Source organism: Streptomyces sp. BA2, assembly GCF_009769735.1.
Taxonomy (GTDB): domain Bacteria; phylum Actinomycetota; class Actinomycetes; order Streptomycetales; family Streptomycetaceae; genus Streptomyces.
Map to the genome: position 1 here is coordinate 905,809 of NZ_WSRO01000002.1, position 22,111 is coordinate 927,919.

General features: G+C 72.0%; 10 protein-coding genes. 6 read left to right on the forward strand and 4 right to left on the reverse strand.

The annotated features are described in order from the left end of the window. The first annotated feature begins 83 nt into the window (after positions 1-83). The 5 genes from E5671_RS06840 to E5671_RS06860 all read left to right on the forward strand — a co-directional run bounded on the left by E5671_RS06840 (position 84) and on the right by E5671_RS06860 (position 6,213). On the forward strand, positions 84-1,286 hold the full coding sequence (locus E5671_RS06840) for a cytochrome P450 (RefSeq protein WP_160502946.1): 1,203 nt from the start codon (positions 84-86) through the stop codon (positions 1,284-1,286). Positions 1,287-1,377: 91 nt separating this feature from the next. Further along, entirely contained in the window at positions 1,378-2,415 is a 1,038-nt protein-coding gene (locus tag E5671_RS06845; RefSeq protein ID WP_160502947.1) for a 3-oxoacyl-[acyl-carrier-protein] synthase III C-terminal domain-containing protein, read from the forward strand. A 204-nt stretch (positions 2,416-2,619) separates the two neighbouring features. Continuing rightward, complete coding sequence (locus tag E5671_RS06850; protein ID WP_160510026.1) at positions 2,620-3,129, forward strand: GbsR/MarR family transcriptional regulator; 510 nt, start codon at positions 2,620-2,622, stop codon at positions 3,127-3,129. Between the two features lie 151 nt (positions 3,130-3,280). Beyond that, positions 3,281-5,179 carry an HAD-IIIC family phosphatase gene (locus tag E5671_RS06855; protein WP_160502948.1) on the forward strand — a complete coding sequence of 633 codons (1,899 nt, stop codon included), beginning with the start codon at positions 3,281-3,283 and terminating at the stop codon, positions 5,177-5,179. Beyond that, entirely contained in the window at positions 5,176-6,213 is a 1,038-nt protein-coding gene (locus tag E5671_RS06860) for an alpha/beta fold hydrolase (protein ID WP_160502949.1), read from the forward strand. The genes E5671_RS06855 and E5671_RS06860 overlap by 4 nt, the downstream gene beginning before the upstream one ends. A gap of 107 nt (positions 6,214-6,320) precedes the next feature. Here E5671_RS06860 and E5671_RS06865 read toward each other — a convergent pair whose 3' ends face one another. Together E5671_RS06865 and E5671_RS06870 are read right to left on the reverse strand one after the other, a co-directional pair. Next, the gene (locus E5671_RS06865) at positions 6,321-7,952 is read right to left on the reverse strand and encodes an ABC transporter permease (protein ID WP_160502950.1); all 1,632 of its coding nucleotides are present in this window, start codon (positions 7,950-7,952) and stop codon (positions 6,321-6,323) included. Further along, entirely contained in the window at positions 7,949-8,869 is a 921-nt protein-coding gene (locus tag E5671_RS06870; protein WP_160502951.1) for an ATP-binding cassette domain-containing protein, read from the reverse strand. Before E5671_RS06870 ends, E5671_RS06865 begins: the two co-directional genes overlap by 4 nt. 324 nt (positions 8,870-9,193) lie before the next feature. Here E5671_RS06870 and E5671_RS06875 point away from each other — a divergent pair, with 324 nt between their 5' ends. Beyond that, positions 9,194-9,964, forward strand: a complete 771-nt coding sequence (locus E5671_RS06875; protein WP_160502952.1) for a BTAD domain-containing putative transcriptional regulator — start codon at positions 9,194-9,196, stop codon at positions 9,962-9,964. A gap of 77 nt (positions 9,965-10,041) precedes the next feature. Here the strand turns inward: E5671_RS06875 and E5671_RS06880 are convergent, their stop codons facing one another. Both E5671_RS06880 and fabD read right to left on the reverse strand, forming a co-directional pair. After that, a complete protein-coding gene (locus tag E5671_RS06880) occupies positions 10,042-14,565 on the reverse strand; it encodes a beta-ketoacyl synthase N-terminal-like domain-containing protein (RefSeq protein ID WP_160502953.1) in 4,524 nt (1,507 codons plus the stop codon). An 87-nt stretch (positions 14,566-14,652) separates the two neighbouring features. Then, positions 14,653-21,954, reverse strand: a complete 7,302-nt coding sequence (gene fabD / locus E5671_RS06885; RefSeq protein ID WP_336605686.1) for an ACP S-malonyltransferase — start codon at positions 21,952-21,954, stop codon at positions 14,653-14,655. Positions 21,955-22,111 lie beyond the last annotated feature (157 nt).

Here is a 22,111-nt window from a genome sequence, read left to right on the forward strand (position 1 = left end):
GCCCTGGCGTTGTGTCACCTGCCGGTTCCGCCCGCCGCGCCGGATTCGCCGGTCGTGGGAGCAGCCCGAGAAGGGAACGCGAGATGACGGACACGCTGTCCACGCCGCCGCGGCGGTTGCCGACCGAGCGCACGCGTCCGCTCGATCCACCCGAGGAGTTGGGCCGGCTGCGTGAGGAGGAGCCGGTGAGTCCGCTGCTGTATCCGGACGGGCACGTGGGCTGGCTGGTGACCAGCCACGCCGCGGCCCGGAAGGTACTCAGCGATCAACGGTTCAGCGCTCGCGGCGACTTGAAGAAGGTGCCGTTCGAGCTGCCGTCGGGGGGCCGGCCGTGGGAGACGGTGCCGCCCGGCTTCTTCATGCACATGGACCCGCCGGACCACACGAAGTACCGGCGTCTGCTCACCGGGCAGTTCACCGTGCGGCAGATGAAGGCGCTGGAGCCGCGTATCGCGCAGGTCACGGAGGAGCATCTGGACGCGATGGAGCGCCAGGGGCCGCCGACGGATCTGGTGCCGTCGTTCGCGCTGCCGGTCCCGTCGCTGGTCATCTGCGAGCTGCTGGGCGTTCCGTACAGCGAGCGTCCGCGGTTCCAGGACCATTCGACGACGGTGATGCGGATCGGGTCGTCCCACGAGGAGGTGGCGGCGGCCTTCGCGGCGATCTACGGGTTGATCCACGAGCTGGTGCAGCTCAAGCACAAGGAGCCGGCGGACGATCTGCTGAGCGGTCTGATCGCCACCGGCGAGCTGAACGACGCGGAGCTGACCGGGGTCGGGATGCTGCTGCTGATGGCGGGGCACGAGACGACGGCGAGCATGCTGGCGCTGGGCACATACGCGCTGCTGCGCCATCCCGATGAGCTGGCGCGGCTGCGGGAGGAACCGGAGCTGTTCGGCAACGCCGTCGAGGAGCTGATGCGGTATCTGACGATCGCGCAGTTCGGGGTGCCGCGTACGGCGCTGGAGGACGTCGAGCTGGAGGGCAAGCTGATCAAGGCCGGTGACGGGGTGACGGTGTCGCTCGCGGCGGTCAATCGTGATCCCGGGCGGTTCGAGGATCCGGACCGGCTGGACGTGGGGCGTTCCACCTCCGGGCACATGGCGTTCAGTTTTGGCATCCACCAGTGCATCGGGCAGCAGCTGGCGCGGGTGGAGATGCGGATCGCGTATTCGGCGCTGTTCCGGAGGTTCCCGGGGCTCCGGTTGGCGGTGGACGCGGACGAGGTGCCGCTGCGTTCGCAGGCGACGATGTACGCCGCGCAGCGGCTTCCGGTGACGTGGTGAGGCGGGCTGCGGGTGCCGGGCGCCTGGTGGGTCCGGTGCGTTCGGTGTGCCGACCCGTGGTGGTCGTCGGGTGGCGGGGAGGTGCGGCGCGGTGCTGGTTCTGAACGGGCCTTCGGTGCTGCGGATGGCGGCGGTGGGTACGGCGGTGCCGGGCCCGCGGATCGACAACGCGACGCTGGGGCGCAGGATGGGTCTGGGTCCGGCGTGGGAGCAGTGGGCCGAGGCCTTTATCGGTACGAGGTTCCGGCATCTCGCGGTGGATCTGGAGTCGGGTGAGCCGCGGTTCTCGCTGGCGGATCTGGGCGAGACGGCGGGTCGGCGGGCGCTGGCCGCGGCGGGTCTGGAGCCCTCGGACGTCGATGTGATGGTGATGGGCACTGCCATGCCCGACATGCTGATGCCGACGACGGTGAACGTGATTGCCGACCGGCTGGGCATCGATCAGGTGCCCACGTACCAGTTGCAGTCGGGGTGTTCGGGTGCGGTGCAGGCTCTGTCGCTGGCAGCGTCGCTGCTGCTGTCCGGGGGGCATCGCACGGCTCTGGTGCTGGGCGGTGACGTCTCCGCGAAGCTGGTGGACCCGGACATGGACGCGGCGGCTCTGCCGCCGTCGCAGTTGGTGAACCTGGTGCTGTTCGGGGACGGGGCGGGTGCGCTGGTGCTCACCACGGAGCCGTCGCCGGGCCCGGCGTTGCGGGCGGTGTTCACGCGGCTGGTGGGCCTGGGGCGGGAGCCGGGGCAGACTCTGGACTGGTACGGCGCGAGCCGGCGCTTTGATGGTCCTCCGGTGAGCGAGGACTACAAGGCGATCGAGGAGGCCGTTCCCCTGCTGGCCGCCGAGTCGGCCGAGGAATTGCTGGACGGGCTGGAGTGGAAGCCCGGTGATCTGTCGTATGTGCTGCCGCCGCAGCTGTCGGGGCGGATGACGGCGCGGATCCGGGAGCGGATGGGGTTGCCGGAGGCGCGGGAGGTGTCCTGCGTGGAGGAGACCGGCAACAACGGCAACGCGCTGGTGTTCTTCCAGCTGGAGCGGCTGCTGTCGCGGCTGGCGCCGGGGGACCGGGCTCTCGGGGTCGCGATCGAGTCCAGCAAGTGGATCAAGTCGGGGTTCGCTCTGGAGGCGGACTGACGGTTCGGTTCTGCTGTTCCGTTGCGTGTGTGTCGGCGCCGCGGCCCTGTTGAGGGGCCGCGGCGCCGACGCGTATGCCGGGAAGCCATTTTCGACGTCAGGTAATATATAGTTTTCATGAAACACTGAACTAAAGTCCCGGTGCGTTCGGCTTCCTCCCAGGCGTACGGCACATCGGCACACATGACGCGGAGGGATGCGCGGATGGCGGTCGCCCCGGACGGCACTCGACAAGGCACCGACCAGGAGCTGGCGGTGGGCCGCTTCATCGAGCACTTCGCCCTCAGCATGACGGGGCTCGGTTTTCCACGGATGGCGGCGCGGGTGTTCGTGGCCGTACTCATCTCCAAGGACGGGCTGACGGCCGTCGAGCTGGCGGCGCAGCTGAAGATCAGCCGGGCCGCGGTGTCACAGGCGGTGCGTTATCTGATGCAGTTGGGGCTGGTCGAGCGGCAGCGTGAGCCGGGCCAGCGTCATGATCACTACCGGGTCGTGGACGGCACGTGGTACGAGATGTTCGCCCGCCGCGACGAGGTGTTCCTGCGGCTGGAGGAGAACCTCGCCGACGGGATCGTCGCGCTCGGCAGTGAGAACCCGGGGGCTGCGCGGCTGGACGAGACGCGGCGGTTCTTCGAGTTCATCCGCGGCGAGGTGCCCAAGCTCATGACTCGCTGGCGCGAGTCGCAGGGTAAGGCTCCGGACGACGAGTCCTGAGCACTTCAGGGAGCCCAGGGCGGGAGGGTGGCCGCTTTAGGCGGCTGCAAGCCGGCGCCAAGCGCGCGCGGTGAGGCTGGGGCGCCCGCCCGGGTGCGGTGTCGCGCCCCGGAGCGGACCGTCGCGAAGCCTCGCCTGGAGGGTGTGATCCGTGTCCCCGGCCCCCGTTCCCCCGCCCGCCGCCGACCCCGTGGCCGACCTGCACCGGTCCGGCCGCCTGATCGCCGAGTATCGGCGGCTGCCCGCCCTGCTGCGCGGGCTCGGCGATGACGAATTGCAGCGCGCAGGGCGGTTGTTGACACGCCTGTCCGCCGACGAGGTGCTCGCCGAGCACCCGGAGCAGCCGACCGTGTCGGTCACGGTCACCGGGCACGGGACGGTGGCTGGTCTGATCCCGCCGCTCACCGCGCAACTGGCCCGGCACGGGCTGCTGCTGCGGCCGCATGTCGCCGATTTCGGCAGTTGGCTCTTCGATCTGGCCGATCCGGCGAGCGAGGTGTATGCGGCCGGCGGTGACCTGGTCGTGTGTGTGCTGGACGCCGACGTGGTGTTCGACGAGGTTCCCCGGCCGTGGCGGCCCGAGGACGTGGAGCGGGTGCTGGCCGAGAAGGTCCGGCTGCTGGACAAGCTCGCCGCCACCCACGCCGCTGCGGGGTCGGGCACGCTCGTGTACACCTCGCTGCCCCTTCCCCGTGAGTTTCCGGCCCAGTTGGTGGACCACCGCTCCCGGGCCCGGCTGGGCGCGGTCTGGCGGGACGGGAACGCCCGGCTGCTGGGGCTGATGGAGGAACATCCGGGTCTTGTCGTCCTCGACCTGGACCAGCTGCTCACCGGCCCGGCCGCCCTGGGCGACGCCCGCCTGGCGGCGTACACGGGGACGCCGTACACGCCGGAGCTCACCGCCGCGCTCGCCCGCGATCTGGCCCATCTGGTGCGCGGCCGGTCCGGCCGGGCGAAGAAGGTGCTGGCCCTGGACCTGGACGGCACGTTGTGGGGCGGGGTGCTGGGCGACGACGGCCCGGAGGGCATCGAGGTCGCCGGCGGGCGCAGGGGCCGGGCCTTTCGGCACCTGCAACAGGTGCTCGCGCAACTCGCGTCGCGCGGGGTGCTGCTGGCCGCGGTCAGCAAGAACGACCTGGAGCCGGTGCAGCAGGTGCTGCGCGAGCACCCCGAGATGATCCTGCGCGAGGACGACTTCGTGCGTGTGGTGGCCAACTGGGAGCCCAAGCACGAAAATCTGCGAGCCCTTGCCGACGACCTCAATCTCGGCCTGGACAGTCTGGTCTTCGCCGACGACAGCGCATACGAGTGCGGTCTGGTCGCCCGCGAACTGCCCGAAGTCACCGTGCTGCATCTGGACGGCGATCCGGCGCTGCACGCCGAACGGGTACTCGCCGACGGCTGGTTCGACGTGCGGGACGTCACGGAGGACGACGTACGGCGCCCGGCGCGCTACCGCGAGGAGTTCGTCCGCAAGGACTTCCTGGACTCCTTCGCCTCGCTGGAGGACTACTTGCGGGAGCTGGAGGTGCGGGTCGAACTGACCGCGGCGGGCGAGGCCGACACCGCCCGGCTCGCCCAGCTCACCCAGCGCACCAACCAGTTCAACCTGACGACCCGGCGGCTCCAGGAGGACGAGGTACGCGCCCTGGCCGGCTCGCCGGGACAGTTGGTCCTCGCCATCCGGTCCGGCGACCGCTTCGGGGACAACGGGCTGGTGGGGGCGGTGTTCGTGCGAACCGGCGGGCCGGTGTGGCACATCGACAACTTCCTGCTCAGCTGCCGGGTCTTCGCCCGGGGCATCGAACAGGGCTGCCTGGCCGTGCTGCTGGAGCACGCCCGCGCCGCCGGTGCCGGCGCGGTCGAGGCGCGTTATGTGCCGTCCTCGAAGAACGGCAAGGTCAAGGACTTCTATCCACGCAACGGCTTCGACGCGTCGGGGCACACCGAGGACGGGACCGCCCTGTTCCGTCACGAGCTGCGGCGGATCACGGCGGCACCCGGGCATCTGGGCCTGACGGTGCACTGGAAGCGGGAGGGAACACGATGAACGACGTCGCCGAACTCAAGGAGTTCACGGCCGTCCACGCCCGGGCGCTGCAGCTGCCGCCCGAGCTCTACGAAGGGGTGCTGGACCGCGTCACCAACGACGAGGACGGCGCCCCGGGTTCGTGGGCGGTGGAGTGGTCGGCGGCCGCGGCCACGCTTACCGGGTCGGGTCAGTTGCTGCCGGCCTTCCTGTGCTCGGCCATGGCCCGCTTCCCGTTCGTCGACGGTCCGGCGCGGCGCTCGGCGTACGAGCAAGCGCGGGCGGTGTTCGACCGGTGGCGCGCACAGCATCCGGACATCGAGCCGGTGCGGGTGAAGTTGCCCGATGGTGAGCTGGTCTGCTGGGCGGGTGGTCTGTCCGCCGGGGAGCCGAAGCCGCTGCTGCTGGTGACGGGAGGGATCGTCAGCGTGAAGGAGCAGTGGGCACCGGTCGTGCTCCAGGCGGCCCAGCTGGGCATGGCGGTGGTGGTGACGGAGCTGCCTGGCGTGGGCGAGAACACCCTTGCGTACAACCGGGAGAGCTGGCGGATGCTGCCGGCCGTGCTGGACGCGGTCGCGGACCGTGCGGACGTCTCCCGCACCTACGCCCTCGCGAACAGCTTCGGGGGTCATCTGGCGCTGCGTTGGGCCGGGCGGGATGCGCGGCTGCGTGGGATCGTGACGTCCGGGGCGCCGGTCAGTGTCTTCTTCACGGACGGCGACTGGCAGCGTCAGCTGCCGCGCGTCACCCGGGACACGCTGGCTCGTCTGACGGGCGTCGCCCCCGGCGACGACGCGGCGCTGGGCGATGTGCTGGCCGATTGGCCGTTGACGCCGGAGGAGCTCTCCGCGCTGGACATCCCGGTGTGCTACTCGGCCAGTTTGCGCGACGAGATCATTCCCGCGGGGGATCCGGTGTTCCTGCGTCGGCATGTGCGGCGGCTGGCCCTCAATGAGTTCGACGACGTGCACGGTGCTCCGGGGCACGTCCAGCAGACCGTGCAGTGGACGTTCGGCTCGCTGCTGGCCATGCGAGACGGCGCCCTGCCGTCCTGAGCGGGGCGCCGCGCACACGAAGAGCCGTCACCGGGACCTCGTCGGGGGAATTGCCGCGGTCCCGGTGACGGCTCGTGCCGTCGCGGCCGGCCCTCAGCCGGTGGATGTCACTGGAGGGCCACGTCGCGGCGGCGGAACAGGGCGGTGCCTGCGGCGGTGAGCACCGCCGTGATCACCAGCAGTACCAGTAGCGGGCCGACGGTGAAGTCGCCGCCGGGCAGCCCGGGCACGTGGCTGAACGGCGAGATGTCGCGGACCACCTGCGGCAGGTCCAGGGTCGAGCCGATCTGGCTGATCAGCAGGCACAGCGCGAACACCGCCCAGGGCAGGCCTACGGCGAGCCTGGGCAGGGAGCCGAAGACGAGCACGGCGAACGCCGCCAGCACCAGCACGGCCGGAAGGCGCACCAGCGCGGCCGCGACGAGGGAACCGAACTCCGCTCCCATGTCGCCGGTGGCCAGGCCGTAGCCGACGGCGGCACTGGTCCCGGTGAGCAACATGAGTACGGTGACCCCGGCGAGCGTGACGACCAGATGGCCCGTCATCCAGCTGAACCGGCTGGTGGCCGTGGACAGCACGGTTTCCATTCCGCCGGTGGTCTCCTCGTTGCGCATCCGGTTCAGGGACTGCACGGCGAATCCGGCGACCGCGAGGCCCATCAGGCCGATGGTGGCGGACAGGTAGGAGTCCAGCAGCGAGCCGGTGCCGCCGAGTTGCTGGATGATCTCGGCGGTTCGTTCGCTGTCGCCGATCAGGTCGTTGATCTCGTCGCCGACGACTCCGAAGGCGAAGCTCATGACGGACACCCCGACGGCCCAGCCGGCCAGGGAGCCACGGTGCAGGAACCAGGCCAGACCGGTCGGGCTGAGGAGAGCGGGGGTGGCCTCGGGCGGGCGGGGCTTGACCGCGCGCATGCCCATACCGACGTCGCGGATACGGGTCAGGGCGAAGGCCACACCGACCTGGACGGCGAAGGCGGCGAGTGGCAGGGCCAGCACCCACCAGTTGTCCTGGTCGTAGGGGCGCAGTTGCTGGCCCCAGCCGATCGGGGAGAGCCAGGAAGGCCAGGCGCTCTCCACGCGCAGGCCGCCGCCGGTGGTGCGGCCGGCCACGTCGCCGACGGCGCGCAGCATAAACGCCACACCGAGCACGGCCGCCGCGGCGCCGTTGGCGGCCCGGGCGCTCTCCCAGATCTGGGCGGTGATCGCGGCGACGCCGGCGAAGGAGACACCGACCGCGCCGAGCGCGGCGCCGGCCGCGAAGGAGGAGCCCAGTGGCAGCCCCGCCGAGGCGAGTCCCAAGGCGCTCACGACGGCGAGCACCACGTTGGCCAGGATCGCGAGCAGCAGGCCGGCAGTGAGGGCAGCGTGCCGCCCGACGGCGGTGGAGCCGATCAGCTCGGAACGCCCCAGTTCCTCGTTCTGCCGGGTGTGCCGGATGACGGCGAGGGTGCTCATCAGGGCGGCGGCCACCAGCACGAGCAGCAAGGACTGCGTCATCGCAGTGGCGCCCTCGCTGGCGCCGGAGACCAGGCCGCTGAACACCAGTGAGGCCGGGTTGTCCGCGGCACTGGTCTGGGCGGCGATCCGGTCCTTCTCGGTCTCGTACAGACCGCTGATGCTCGAGGCGGTGGCCGTCTGTACCAGTGTCAGGCCGAAGATCCACAGCGGGAGTTGGATCCGGTCCCGGCGCAGGGCGAGCCGCAGGAGGTCACCGGTGCCGGCGAAGTAGCGGCTCATCGCCGTGCTCCGGCCGTCTCGGGCTGGGCGGGCACCTCGTCGCCGTAGTGCCGCATGAACAGCTCTTCCAGGGTGGGTGGGGTGCTGGTCAGCGACACGATGCCGAAGTCGGCCGCGTGACTGATCACGGCACCGACCTTGCCGCTGTCCACGGTGAAGCTGAGCCCGTCGGCGACGGAGCGCACGTCGTGGACTCCTTCGAACCGGTCCAGGCCGGTCAGCTCGCGTTCCGTCTGGACCGTGACCGAGACACGGGTGAGGTGACGCAGTTCCTTCATCGAGCCGGACTCCACGATGCGGCCCTCACGGATGATGCTGACGCGGTCGCACAGGGCCTCTGCCTCGGCCAGGATGTGACTGGACAGCAGTACGGTCGCGCCGGCCCGCTTCAGGTCGAGCACATAGCTCTGGAAGACCGACTCCATGAGGGGGTCGAGGCCGGAGGTGGGCTCGTCGAAGATGAACAGCTCCACGTCCGATGCGAGCGCGGCGACCAGCGCCACCTTCTGCCGGTTGCCCTTGGAGTAGGTACGGAACTTCTTCGTCGGGTCGAGTTTGAACCGCTCCAGCAACTCGTCGCGGCGCTTCTTGTCGATGCCGCCGCGCAACCTGCCGATCAGGTCGATCGACTCGCCGCCGGAGAGATTGGGCCAGAGGTTCACGTCTCCCGGGACATAGGTGAGACGGCGGTGGAGGTCCACGGCCTCGTGCCACGGGTCTCCGCCCAGCATCCGCACCTCGCCGGCGTCGGCCCTCAGCAGGCCGAGCAGGACCCGGATGGCCGTGGATTTGCCGGCGCCGTTGGGCCCCAGGAGGCCGTGCACCTCACCCTGCCTGACCGTCAGGTCGAAGCCGTCGAGGGCCCGAACCTGACCGAACGTCTTCACTAAGCCTGCCACGGCAATAGAGTTCGTCACTGTCACAACGTATCAAACTTCCATGACGTTGTGAAATCTGCGAAAACTCGCGCTGTGACCGCCTTGCCGAACCGACGACTCCGGCGCCGCGACCACGCCGGCCCACAACGCGGTCATCTCGGCCATGACCAGTAGTTTCGGGACGATTCTTAGGGGATTCTTAGGGGGGTTAGGGGCTTTCAGACGCCCTCTGATTCCTCATAGCCTTCACAACGGAACAACAGCCCGGCTCATCACACGGAGGTGGAGAGCAGCAAAACATGAGCTTTGTTCTGGCAAAAGAGCAGTACCGGACACAGCGTGCTTTCAACGGGGGTTGCGTTCGTGCAATACGACATACTCGGACCGGTTCGAGTAACCGACAGCCGGGGCAGCAAGTTCGTCAGTGCCAGGAAGGTGCAGGTACTGCTGGTCCTTCTGCTCATCCGCGCCCGGCGGGTGGTCTCCATCGACGAGGCCATCGCCGAAATCTGGGGAGACAATCCCCCACGCCGGGTCACCGCGAGCATTCATGTGTACATCTCCCAGCTCCGCAAGTTCCTCGCACAACCCGGCAGCCGACACAATCCGATTCTCACCAGGCCTCCGGGATATCTCTTCCACCTGGGCAACGACGAGCTCGACGTCGACCAGTTCCAGGGGCTGCTCCACCAGGGGCGGCGGCACCTCAAGGAAGGCCGGCCTGAGAACGCCGTCGCCGCCTTCGAGGCGGGGCTCTCCCTCTGGCGCGGCCCGGCTCTGGGCGACCTGTGCGACGGACCGGTCATCCAGGGCTTCGCCACGTGGCTGGAGGAGACCAGGCTGGAGTGCGTCGAGTCCCTCATCGAGGCACAGCTCACACTCGGACTGCACCGCGAACTCGTGGGCCGTCTCGGCTCCCTGACGTCCGAGCACCCGCTGCGGGAAACCTTCTACCGCCAGCTCATGCTCGCCCTGTGCCGCTCGGAGCGGCAGGCCGACGCGCTGCGCACCTACCAGCAGGCCAGGTCCCGGCTCAACAAGGAGCTGGGCCTTGAACCGTGCCGGGCGCTGCGCGATCTGCAGCAGGCCATTCTGATGGCCGACGAACGGCTGGAGCTGCCCCACACGGCATGACGGGCGTCCCCTGCGCGACCGGGCGGGCCGAGCCACAGGCTCGGCCCGCCCGGTCCGGTTCCCGGGGCGGACCGGTATCAGCTCCGCGTCGGCCCGTGTGAGGGACGCAGGCGGTGCGTCAGTTCCGCCAGGACCCTCGGACCGCTCTGGTCGCCGTGGACGAAATAGTGGTCACCCGGCAGGACCAGCAGTTCGAAAGCCCCGGTGGTCAGCGTCTGCCAGTCCCTCGCGTCCGGCTCCGACACCACCGGGTCGGCGGCACCGTTGAAGACCGTCACCGGCACGTCCAGCAACGGCTCTGTCAGGTCGTGTCGGTAGTTCTCGACGATGCGGAGGTCCGCGTACCCCGCGCCGTCCAGGGCCACCTCCGCCATGCCGGCCAGATCGTCGCCCAGTTCTGTGCGCAGCGCGTCCAGATAGCGTTCCGGTTCCGCGCGGCGCAGGCGCATCAGGTCCTCGTGGTCGGGCATGCCGGTGAAGCCCAGGCTGCGGGTGACCGACCGCAGCCGCGCGCCGAGCGGGTTCTCCCGCCCCGTCGGCGCGCTGAACGCGCTGACGAAGAGGTGACGCAGCGACTCCCCGTACTTGGGTCCAAGGCGGTGCGCCAGCCGGAAGGCGAGCAGCGCGCCCATGCTGTGTCCGTAGAAGGCGAAGGGCCGGTCCAGGTAGGGCTCGATGGCCTGCGCGACGGCCTCCACCGCCTCCTCCGCGGCATCGAGGGGACGCTCCTCCCCCCGTTCCTCGCGGCCCGGCAGCTGCACCGGGCACACGTCGATCTCGGGATCCGCGGCGGCCGCCCAGTCCCGGTACAGCGAGGCTCCGCGGCCGCCGTAGGGCAGACAGAACACCCGGGCGGCGCAGTCGTCGCGCGGGGTGGCCGGGAGCCACCGGGCGCTGTCCGTGTCGTAGGGGCGCCGGAGCGCGGTCACGGTGTGCCCCTCGACGGACGCGGTGACGCGGTCCACTATCTCGTCGAGCGTGGGTCCGGCGATGAGCAGGTCGGCCGGGAGGTCGACCGCGGTCTCCGTCTGGGCCCGCTGACGCAGTTCCAGAGCGGCCAGCGAGTCGAGGCCGGCATCCGACAACGACCGGGTGAACGGGACGTCGTCGGGCGGCAGGTGCAGCAGTTCCCCGACCATCCGCGCGAGCCGGGACCGCAGGGCCGCGCGGCCGGCCGGGCCGCGCCATCGCGCGCGGGTCGCGTCGGCTGCCGCGTCGGTGAGCGGGGTGTCCGGGGTGGGATCGCCGGCGCTGATGACCCGGATCTCGGTGGCGCGGGCCCAGCCGACCACCCGGCCGTCCTCGGCGCACAGCACGTGGTCGCCGACCAGGCTGTGGCGGGTGGCGGGAACGGTCAGCCGTATGTGGCACCACAGGGGGCCGTCCGCGGGGGCGCCGAAACCGGCCTCGCCGAGGCCCGCGACCATAAACAGGTCACGTTCGTTCAAGTGCTCCTGCGCGGCGAGCGCGTAGAGCGGGGCGCAGGCGTCCAGCACGCCCGGCGGCACCGGGAGTTCGGGGGCCGGCCGGCCGGGTCCGCCCTGTGTCTCAACGGTGGACGGGGCACGGAGCCTGGCCAGGATCTCGCCGTCGCCGAGCCACGCCTCGGTGACCCATTCGACCGAAGGTCCGTAGGGAACACCGCGCTCGCTGAGGCGGCGGTAGAACTCGGCCCCGTCGATCCGTTCGGCACAGCGCTCCGTGATGGCCGCACGGGCCTGCTCGGTCAGCGGCTCAGTACCTGCTGCGGGGTCCTCGGCGGTCGGCCCGGGTCGCACCCGGCCACCGGCGTGCCGGCGCCAGCCGGCCGGTTCGTCGGTGGCCCGGCTGTGCACCGAGAACGCGGACCAACCGTCGCCGTCGGACGGGTCGATGACGAGGTGCAGGGCGCGTTCCCGGGTGCCGGGGAGCGTGAGCGCCTGCTCGAAGGTGACGCCGGACAGCCGCAGTCCGTCCCCGGTGCGCGCCGCCGAAGCGAGCATGTCCTGGTAGTAGCCGACGTGGACGACACCCGCGGTGTCGGCGACCTCGGGCAGCAGTGCCCGGCTCACCGTGGTGGTGAACTGCCGCTGCTCCAGCGGCGACGGCACCGTCCGTAGCCCCAGCGTGCCGACCGGTGCGCCGGTACCGGGGACCGCCGAGGTGTCCGGCTCTGCGGGCGTGGTGCCGTACGCGCGGCGCCGGAAGGCCTGGCCGGGCAGGTCGAGCCGGGTCCGGTCGTAACCGTCGTCGAAGGCGGACCAGTCGACCTCCTCGCCCGCCAGGTGACGCTGGGCCAGGCCGTCGAGGAGCTCCCGCCAGATGTCGTGGCCGGGCAGCCGCCGCACACCGTCCGGGTCACCCGGTTCCGGTGCGCCGCCGATGTGGACCAGGGTGTCGTAGCCGTGCGGGGCAAGCGCTCCGGCCGCCGCCCGCGGTGAGATGCCGGTCCCGGTCCGGGACCAGAAGGCCGGGTCGGCGGCTTGGTCGGCGGTCACCTCGGTGGCCTGCGGGCCATACAGGAAGCGCAGGGCGGGGGCGCGCCGGGGCAGGGTCGCGGGGGTGGGGGCAGTGGTGTGCCGGGCGCCGAGCAGCAGGCCGGCGTCGCGGACGTCGAGGGCCTCGCCGAGCAGGCCGGCCGCGAGGTCGCCGGGGGCGTTCCCGGCGGCCACGGCACCGGGAACGAGGCCCCAGTCCGCGAGCGTACGCACCAGGGCGACCTGGCAGGCGACGGTCCCCACGTCCGCCGCGAGGGCCGAGCCGGGGTGCGCGGGGACGACCGGGGTGGCGCCTGCGGCGGTGGCCAACTCGGTGGCGCACTCGTCGTAGTGGGCGCGGAAGCCGGGGTGGGTGGGGTGCAGCGCCGCGACGATGCGGGCCGCCCGGTCCGCGGTGGCGTCGAGCAGGAAAGCGACCGGTCGCGCGGGGGCGCGGTCGCGGGCGCCGACCGCGTCGGAGGCGGAGAGCTGCCGGCCGCCGCCGGCCGCCTCGGGGACGTCGCCCGCGGCGAGGGCCGTCAGCCAGTCGGTGAGTTCGCCGCGCGACGCGGTCACAAGAGCGGCGCGGTGCGCGAAGTGCGCGCGGCGGGCGGTGGTGGTGTGGCAGACGTCCGCGAGGGGTGCCTCGGGGTGGCGGGCCAGCCAGTCGCCGAGGCGGGCCGCCGCGTCGCGCAGGCCCTGGGGGTCGCGGGCGGACAGGGCCAGCACGTGGGCGGGGCGTTCCGGGCCGGTCTGGCGCGGCGGCGTGGTCGGGGGTTCGGTGAGGATGACGTGCACGTTGGTGCCGCTGAAGCCGAAGGAGCTGACGCTCGCGGTGCGCGGCTGCCCGTCCGGGTGGCCCGGCCAAGGGCTCGTCCGGTCGTTGAGGACCACCGGTAGCCGCTCGATGCCGAGCCGCGGGTTGGGGGTGCGCAGGTGCAGGTTGCCCGGGATCTCCCCGTGCCGCAGAGCGAGGACCGTCTTGATCAGGCCCGCCACTCCGGCCGCCGCCTCCAGGTGCCCGACGTTGGACTTGACGGCACCGATGCGCAGCGGGGCCTCGGCGGTCCGCCCGGCGCACAGGACGTCGGCGGCGGCGCGCACCTCGATCGGATCGCCCAGCGGAGTGCCCGTACCGTGCGCCTCCAGGTAGTCCACGTCGTGCGGTTCGGTCCGGGCCGTCTTCAGGGCCTGGGTGATGAGTTCGCGCTGCGCCCTGCCGTTGGGGACGGTCAGGCCGCTGGTGCGGCCGTCGTGGTTCACGGCCGATCCCCTGATGAGGGCGAGCACGGGGGCGCGTACGGCCGCGGCGTCCCCGGCGCGCATGAGGGCGACCATGCCGCAGCCCTCCGCCCGGGCGTAGCCGTCGGCCGCGGCGTCGAAGACCTTGCAGTGCCCGTCCTCGGCCAGGGCCTCCATCCGGCTCAGGGCGACCATGACGGCGGGTGACATCATCGCGCTCACCCCGCCGGCCACGGCTGCCGCGCACTCGCCGCGGCGCAGGCTCTCGACCGCCAGGTGTACGGCGAGGAGCGACGAGGAGCACGCCGTGTCCACCGCGAGGGCGGGGCCACGCAGCCCCAGGGTGTGCGCCACCCGGCCCGCGGCGACGCTGATCGCGGAGCCGGTGGCGGTGTACGGCCCGGCGTCCCGCAGGGAGCGGGGCCGCAGTGCGTTCTCGGAGCCGGAGATGCCGACGAAGACACCAACGCGCTGTTCGGCCCGGGTTCCGGAGAGCAGCCCGGCATGTTCGAGCGCCTGCCAGCTCGCCTCCAGCAGCAACCGGTGCTGCGGGTCCATCTCGCGGGCCTCGGCGTCCGAAATGCCGAAGAACGACGCGTCGAACGCGTGAGCCCCTTCGGTGAGGAAGCCGCCACGGCGGGTGTAGGCGGTGCCGGGGGTGTTGCGGTCGGGCGAGTACCAGCGGTCTGCCGGCCAGCGGTCGTCGGAAACGTCCACGATGCCGTCGCGGCCCGCGCGCAGCAGGTCCCAGAAACGTTCGGGGCTGTCCGCGCCGCCGGGGAAGCGGCAACCCATACCGACCACCGCGATCGGCTCCTCGGTCCGGGCGCGCAACTGCCCGACCTGCTCCCGCAGTGCGCGCACGGCGTCCAGGGAACGCCTCAACAGGGCGTCATCGGTCATGGTTGTTCCTCTCCCCCAGTGGTTCGCCGGGCGCCCGCGCGGCCGGCTCCGTTGCGGCCGTCCGGCACACCTGCGCGGACTTCACGCCTACAGCTCCAGTTCGGCCAGGACGTGCTCCAGTTCGGCCGCGACCGCCGAGACGCCGTCCACGGCTGCCGGCTCCGGCCGGTCGGTGTGCTCCGGCGGTTCGATGCGCAACAGCCGTTCCAGCTTGGCCCGTTCGGCGTGTACGACCCCGAACTCGGGCCTCGCGTGGTGCAGTGCCGCGTCGAACGCGGCCAAGCCGACGGCGTTCTCCAGCGGGGTCAGGCCCAGCCTGCGGCGTACGAAGCCCTCAGTGGCCGCGTCGACCCGCATACCGCCCTCGCGCCAGAACGGCCACACCACGGCGATGCTCGCGCCGGACCGCTCCCCCGCGGCCCGCTTCTCGTCGCGGGCGCGGCTGAAGGCGTTCAGGAAGCGGCTGGCGAAGGCGTAGTCGGCCTGGCCGGGGTTGCCGGCGAGGGCGGCCAGCGAGGAGAAGACCATGAAGACGTCGAGGTCGTCGTCGCGTGTCGCCTCGTCGAGGTGGACGGCGCCGTCGACCTTGCCGGCAAGGACGGTGTCCATCTCGTCGGCGGTCTTGTTCGGCAGCAGGCCGTCGCGCAGCACACCGGCGGAGTGGATGACGCCGTGCACGGCGCCCCAGCGCTCCCGGGCGAGGGCGAGCAGTCGGTCCACTTCGGCCCTGTCGGCGACATCGGCGCGTTCGTAGCGGACGTCGCTGCCGAGCGCGCGGATGTCCTCCAGGGCTGTCCGGCGCTCGTCGGTCAGCTCCGAGCGGCCGACGAGGAGCAGGTTGACCCGGGCCCGGCGGGCCAGGTGCCCGGCGAAGAGCAGGCCGAGGCCGCCGGCGCCGCCCGTGACCACCCAGGTCATACCGTCCCGGACGGTGACCTCGGCCGGTGCGGGCAGTTGGGCGGGCACCGCCCGGAGCCTGCGCACCCATCGCCCCCGGTCGTCGTGACGGACCTCGGCTTCGGTGCGCGTCTCGGCGGCCAGTTCGGCGAGGCAGGCATCGAGGAGAGCGTCCACCGGGTGGCCGTCCGCGGTGTGCACGGCCACGGCCTGCTGGACGAGGCGGGGGTTCTCGTGCTCGACGGAGCGGGCGAAACCTCCGAAGGCCTCTGCGAGCGCGTCGGCCGGTCCGCCGGTGCGGGTGTGCAGGCGCAGCAGGCGCACGGGCCGGTGCAGACCGCCCCGCAGCAGGGCCTGGCTGAGGTGGAACACGGACGTCAGCGCGGTGCGTGGATCGGTCCAGGCGTGCAGGACGGTGTCAGGCGGTGAGTCCAGGCCGGTGAGGAGGACCGCGTGGTCCTCGGCTGACCCGGCCCGGACGGTCCGCTCGGTGCCGGAAGCCTCGTACCGCTCGCCGGGCCGTACGCCGATGACCTTGGCGGCGTCGCGGTGGTACCGCCGGACGCGTTCGGTGAGGGACCCGTCGGCGTCGAAGACCAGGACCGGGCGCGTGAGCCAGTCGCCGGGCCCCTGGGGCGCGTCGGCCCGTTCCCAGTCGGCGGTGTAGTGGACGACCTGCGGTGCCGGGGAGTCGACCGGCGTCACGGCGGACGTCGCAGCGGCCGGGCCGGGCTCGTCGAGGTCGAGCTGTTCCAGCAGATGGCCGGCGAGGTCGTCGATGCAGGGGTAGTCGAAGACGACGCCTGCGTAGAGGACCAGCCCCAGCGACTCCTCCAGGAGGTTGCCGAGCCGGACGGCCATCACGGAGTCCAGGCCCAGTTCGAAGAAGCCGCGTTGCCGGCCAGGGGGGCTGTCCGGCGGGAACTGCAGCAGGTCGCCGAGTTCCCTCTGCATGTGGGTGGCCAGGGTGGTGTGCCGTTCGCTGCGGGGCACGGCGGCGAGCTCGGCTCGCAGGTCCGCGTCATCACGAGCGTCGGCGCGCGCGTCGGCGCGCGGGTCACGCACGGGTCCGGGTCGTGCCGGGTCCGTGCCGCTGCCCGGCTCCAGCCAGTAACGCTCGCGGGAGAACGGGTACGTCGGCAGCGACATCCGTCGCCCGCCGGTGGGCGTGGCCGCCCAGTCGGTGTCGGCCCCCTCGGCCCACCGGGCGGCGGTCTCCTCGGGCGTGGCGTCCGCCGGCACGGTCGGTGCGGTGCCGGAGCGGCCGGGACGGCGGCCGATGTGGACGCCGGCGGGGGTGTCCTGGCCGACGGCCACCCGGTCGAAGCCGTCGATCGCCTCGGCGAGGGTGCGGGCCGTGAACGCGGCCCGGTGTTCCATGGCCTCCCTGCCCTGCTGCAGCGTGTGCGCGACGTCCCCCGGGCGTGCCGCGTCCTCGTCCGGCCCCGTCGGGGTTCGCTCCAGGGAGCGCAGGAACTCAGCCATGCGGGACGCGTAGGAGCGCAGGTTCTCGGGCGTACGGGCGGACAGCGGGAACACCAGCGGACGGCCGGGTCCCGCGGCGGGCGGTCGAGGCCGGGCCGGGGCTTCCTCCAGGACGAGGTGGACGTTGACCCCGCCCGCGCCGAACGAACTGATTCCCGCCCGGCGCGGCGCCTCCTCGACGCCGGGAGCATGCGGCCGGAGCCGTTCCCAGGGAGCGGTCTCGCGCTGTACCCGGAACGGCGTGCTGTCGAGGTCGAGATGGGGGTTCAGGTCCGGCGAGTGCAGCAGCGAGGGCACGAGCGTGCCGTGCCGCATCTGGAGCACGACCTTCGTGACCTGGGCGATTCCGGCCGCCGCCTCGGCGTGGCCGATGACCGACTTCACCGAGCCGATGGCGCACGGCGGGCGCCCGTCCCGGCGGTGCGGGGCCGCCGCGTCCCCGTACGCCTCGGTGAGGCCCCGCACCTCGATGGGGTCGCCGAGGCTGGTGCCGGTGCCGTGCGCCTCGACGTAGCCGACGGTGCCGGCGTCCACGCGGGCGTCGCGCAACGCGGCACGGACCAGTTCGGCCTGCGCGACCGGGTTGGGCACGCCGTAGCCGTAGGTGCGGCCGTCGCTGTTGACCGCCGAGCCCTTGATGACGGCGTGGATCCGGTCGCCGTCGGCCAGGGCCCGGTCGAGCGGCTTGAGCAGGACCGCGCCGACCGCCTCGGCCGGAACGTAGCCGGTGCCGCCCTCGCCGAAGGCCCGGCAGCGGCCGTCCTCGGCGAGGAAACCGGCCTCAGCGAGCATCACGTACTTGCTGGGGTGCAGCGACAGGTTCACGCCGCCCGCCAGAGCGGTGGCGCACTCGCCGCGGCGGATGGCGGCACAGGCCAGGTGGATCGCGTAGAGGGAGGAGGAGCAGGCGGTGTCGAGCGCGAGGCTGGGGCCGCCGAGGTTGAGCAGGTGGGAGATCCGGTTGGCGACGGAGAAGGTCTGGGAGGTGACCATGCGCCAGACGCCCTGATCCAGGTCGTTCCCGGCGAACATCTGGTAGTTGTTGTAGGTCACTCCCGCGAACACGCCCACGGAGCCGCGCCGGTCGCCGAGCCGGGGGTCGGCCAGGGACGCCGGGGTGTATCCGGCGTCCTCCAGGGTCTCCCAGGCGGTGGAGAGGAAGAGCCGCTCCTGAGGGTCGAGGAGCCGGGCGTCGCGCGGCGAGATGTGGAAGAACTGCGCGTCAAACGCGTCGACGTCGTCCAGAAACCCTCCCCAGCGGGGCCATGCCTCTCCGAAGCGCGCACGGGCCAGCTCCGCGTAACGCCGGTAGCCGGGCCGGTCGAGCGGTATCTCGCCGACGCAGTCCCTGCCGTGGCGCAGGTTCTCCCAGAAGTCGGCCAGGGTCGGGGCCTTGGGATAGCGGCCGCCGATGCCGATGATGGCGATGTCTGCGGCGTTGTGCCCCTCGTCGGAGGCGGCACCGAGGACTCCCGTCGGCGTGACGGCCACGGCAGGCACGGGTGCCGAGGTCGACGCGGGGACCGCCGGCGGTGCGGGCGTGCGGCGGACGCGCTCGGTCACATGGCGTGCCAACGCGTCCAGACTCTTGTACGTGAACAGCGTGGTGCTGTCGATCGGACCGTAGTGCTCCTCCAGGCGGCGGCGCAGCTTCTCCACGAGGAGGGAGTTGAGGCCGAGGTCCTCGAAGCGGGCGGACGGATCGATCTCCTCCGGCCGCCACTTCAGTGCCTCGGCGAACAGTTGGACCAGATGCCCCTGGATCCCCTCCGGCGAGACCGGGACCGCGGGCGCGGCAGGCACCGCGGCGACGGCGGCCGCGTCCACCGCCGGGCGCGGGAGGCCGTGCGACGCGAGGTCCTGCGGCCGGCAGTGCCGGCGTTCGAACGGGTAGGTCGGCAGCGGCGTCCGGCGCACCGGCCGGTCATCGCGCAGCACCGCCCAGTCGAAATCGGCGCCCGCGGCCCAGAGCCGGGCCAGGATGCCGGTCTTCCCGGCCTCGACCAGGGCGGCGAGATGAGCCGCTCCCTCGGGGCCGTCGAGCAGGGCGCGGGACAGCTCGGCGGTGCCGCCGGTATGCCCGGTGTACCAGGTGTCGCCCTGCTCCTCGCCGCGCAGGAAGCGAACGAGCGCGTCGTACAGGTCGTCGATGTCGGCCGCGACCACCGCGAGCCGTGTCTGCATCGGCTCACGGCCGAGCTGGAGGGTGTCGGACAGCGCGGTCAGGGCGAAGTCCGGGGCGCCCTCGGCGGGCGCGTGCCGGTCCAGGTGGCGGACCAGGTCCCTGGCGTACTCCCGCAACACCTCGGGGGTGCGGGCGGACAGCGGGATCAGCAGCGGACCCGCGGCCGGGACCGGGGTCGCCCGGTCGGTGACGTACTCCTCCAGGACGACATGCGCGTTCGTGCCGCCGAAGCCGAAGGAACTGACGCCGCAGCGGCGCGGGAGCGTGGTGCCGTCAGCGCCGGTCGGCGCACCCCAGGGCGTGACGTGGTCCCCGATGCGGAAGGGGCTGCCGTCCAGGCGGATGTACGGATTGAGCGCCTCGAAGTGGCGCAGGGCGGGAAGCCGGCCGTAGCGCAGGGCCTGCACCATGGTGACCAGCCCGGCGAGCCCGGCCGCCGCCTCCAGGTGGCCGATGGCGGTCTTCACCGAGCCCAGGGAGCAGTGCGGCACGGCGGGCGCGGGGTGCCCCCAGTCGCGGTAGAGGCGGCTGAACGCCTGCTTGAGGCCCTCGATCTCGATCGGGTCGCCGAGGCTGGTGCCGGTGCCGTGAGTCTCGATGTGTGTCGCGGTGGCCGGGTCGAGGCGCGCGGCGCGCCAGGCGTCGACGATGACGTCCGCCTGTGCCTCGGGGCTGGGTGCGGTGAGAGAGGCGCTGCGGCCCGAGTGGCCCACGGCGCTGCCCCGGATCACGGCGTGGATGTGGTCGCCGTCGGCCTCGGCGGCGGCCAGGGGCTTGAGCAGGACCGCCACCACGCCCTCGCCGCGGACGTACCCGTTCGCGGCCCGGTCGAAGGTCTTGCAGCGGCCGTCCGGCGCGAGCATGCCGGCGAGGCCGAAGCACTCGAACGGTGTGGGGCTGAGGAGCAGGTTCACTCCGCCGGCGACAGCCAGGTCGCACTCGCCGGAGCGCAGGCTGCGCACCGCGCGGTGGACGGCGACCAGGGAGGAGGAGCAGGCGGTGTCCACAGCCTCGCTGGGGCCGCGCAGATCGAGCTGGTACGACACCCGGTTGGGCAGGACGGCGTGCGCCAGGCCGGTGGCGGTGTGCGCCTGGGGTCCTGCGGCGCTGTGGCCCAGCACCTCCAGGTAGTCCATCGAGCTTTGGCCGACGAACAGCCCGGTGCGGCTGCCGGCCAGGCCGCCGGGGCGTCGTCCGGAGTCCTCGATCGCCTTCCACACGGTCTGCAGGAACAGCCGCTGGTGAGGATCCATCAGCTCTGCTTCCTGCGGTGAGATGCCGAAGAAGGAGCAGTCGAAGGAGTCGACCTCGTCGAGGAAGGCCCCGTGCGCGTCACGCGCCCGCTCGGGCCCGGCCCAGTCGCTCCAGCGCTCGCGCGGCACGCCGGTGACGAGTTCGTCGCCGGCCACCAACCGCTGCCAGAACTGCTCAAGGTCCCCGGCGCCGGGCATGAGCGCGCTGACACCCACGACGGCGACGGCATACGGGGCGTCGTCCTCGGCGCCCCGGCCGGCCTGCGCGCCCCGCTCGGCGGTCACCACCGGACGCCTGCCCCTGTGCTCTGTGTGCTCGTGCTCCGCGTCCTCGTGCTCCGCGTCCGGATGACGGGCCGTCACCAGGTCGTGGTGCTCGGTGAGCAGATGGTCGGCGAAGGCCTTCAGCGTGAAGTGCTCGAAGAACACGGACGGGGTGAGATCCACGCCGAGATCCCGCCGCAGCCGTTCAGCGAACTCGATCAGCCGGATCGAGTCGAAGCCGAGGGTGCTGAGCTCCGCCTCGGACCGGACGGCGGACGGCTCGACCTTCAACACCTCGGCGACCGCGCTGCGCAGGTCGCTCAGCAGGGCGTCGCGCAGTGGCTCCCGGGAAGTGCCGGCGGATCGGGCGCCACGCTGCCGCTCGGGCCGCCGCAGGCGCAGCTCCCCTTCCTGCGCCTGCGGCGGCGCCGGTGCCTCGTCGAGCTGCGGGGCCGGCCGCTCCTCGTCCCGTCGGGTCGCCTGGATCAGACCGCGCAGTGCCCGGCCCGGACCGACGGGCTTGATGTCGGCGACGCCCCGGGCGAGGAGGTAGCGCACGGTGTCCGTCCACCGCACCGGGTGGTCGAGCTGGCGGATCAGCGCGCCTGCGACGTCATCGCCGTAGGGGCGGGCGGTCACATTGGAGATCACGGGGATGGCGGGTGCCCGGAGAGCGAAGGTCTGTACATGGTCGGCGAATTCGTCACGGAGGTCCGACATGTACGGCGAGTGGAAGGCGCCGCTGACCCGCAGCACCGTGTAGAGGCCCGCGCCCGCGTCCTCGAACGCGGGTCGGGCGCGCTCGACGTCCTCCCGGGGACCGGCGACCACGATCTGAGTGGGGTTGTTGTAGTTGGCGATCGACAGGTTTCCCAGACCCGGTGCGTCGAGGACTTCGTCGACCTGCTCGGCCGTCAGGCCCACCACGGCGGCCATACCTCCGTCGGCCACCCGGGCCATCAGTTCGCCGCGCTTGGCCACCAGGCGTAATCCGGTGGCGAAGTCGAAGACGCCCGCCGCGTGCAGCGCGTTGTACTCACCCAGGCTGTGCCCCGCCACGTAGTCGGGCTCGGGCCCGCCGTCCAGGCGATGTGCCAGCAGGCTCAGCGCGTTCACGACGTACAGGGCGGGCTGCGTGAACTCTGTGTCCTGGAGCAGCCCGTCCGTGTCGTCACGACAGAGTTCCTCGACGGAATAGCCGAGGAACTCGTCGGCCTCCGCCACCAGTTCCGGAAATGCGGCGAAGAGCTGCGCACCCATGCCTTTGTGCTGCGAACCCTGGCCGGGGAAAACGAGCGCGAACACGGCGTGATGTTCCTTAGGTTGCGTCGGAAATACCAATCCGGATCTTTCGGCTGCGGAATTCCCGAGAATGCCCGGACAATTCCAGCCGATCCATAATGACCGGGGCGACTAAGGACGCTCTTGCGGTGCTCTAAAGCCGTGGTCCGTAACTTACCGC

Excerpts from the sequence above, each read along its gene's own strand:
- E5671_RS06880 (WP_160502953.1), bottom strand. The coding sequence starts at position 14,565 with ATGACCGATGACGCCCTGTTGAGGCGTTCCCTGGACGCCGTGCGCGCA.
- E5671_RS06850 (WP_160510026.1), top strand. The coding sequence starts at position 2,620 with ATGGCGGTCGCCCCGGACGGCACTCGACAAGGCACCGACCAGGAGCTG.
- E5671_RS06840 (WP_160502946.1), top strand. The coding sequence starts at position 84 with ATGACGGACACGCTGTCCACGCCGCCGCGGCGGTTGCCGACCGAGCGC.
- E5671_RS06860 (WP_160502949.1), top strand. The coding sequence starts at position 5,176 with ATGAACGACGTCGCCGAACTCAAGGAGTTCACGGCCGTCCACGCCCGG.
- E5671_RS06865 (WP_160502950.1), bottom strand. The coding sequence starts at position 7,952 with ATGAGCCGCTACTTCGCCGGCACCGGTGACCTCCTGCGGCTCGCCCTG.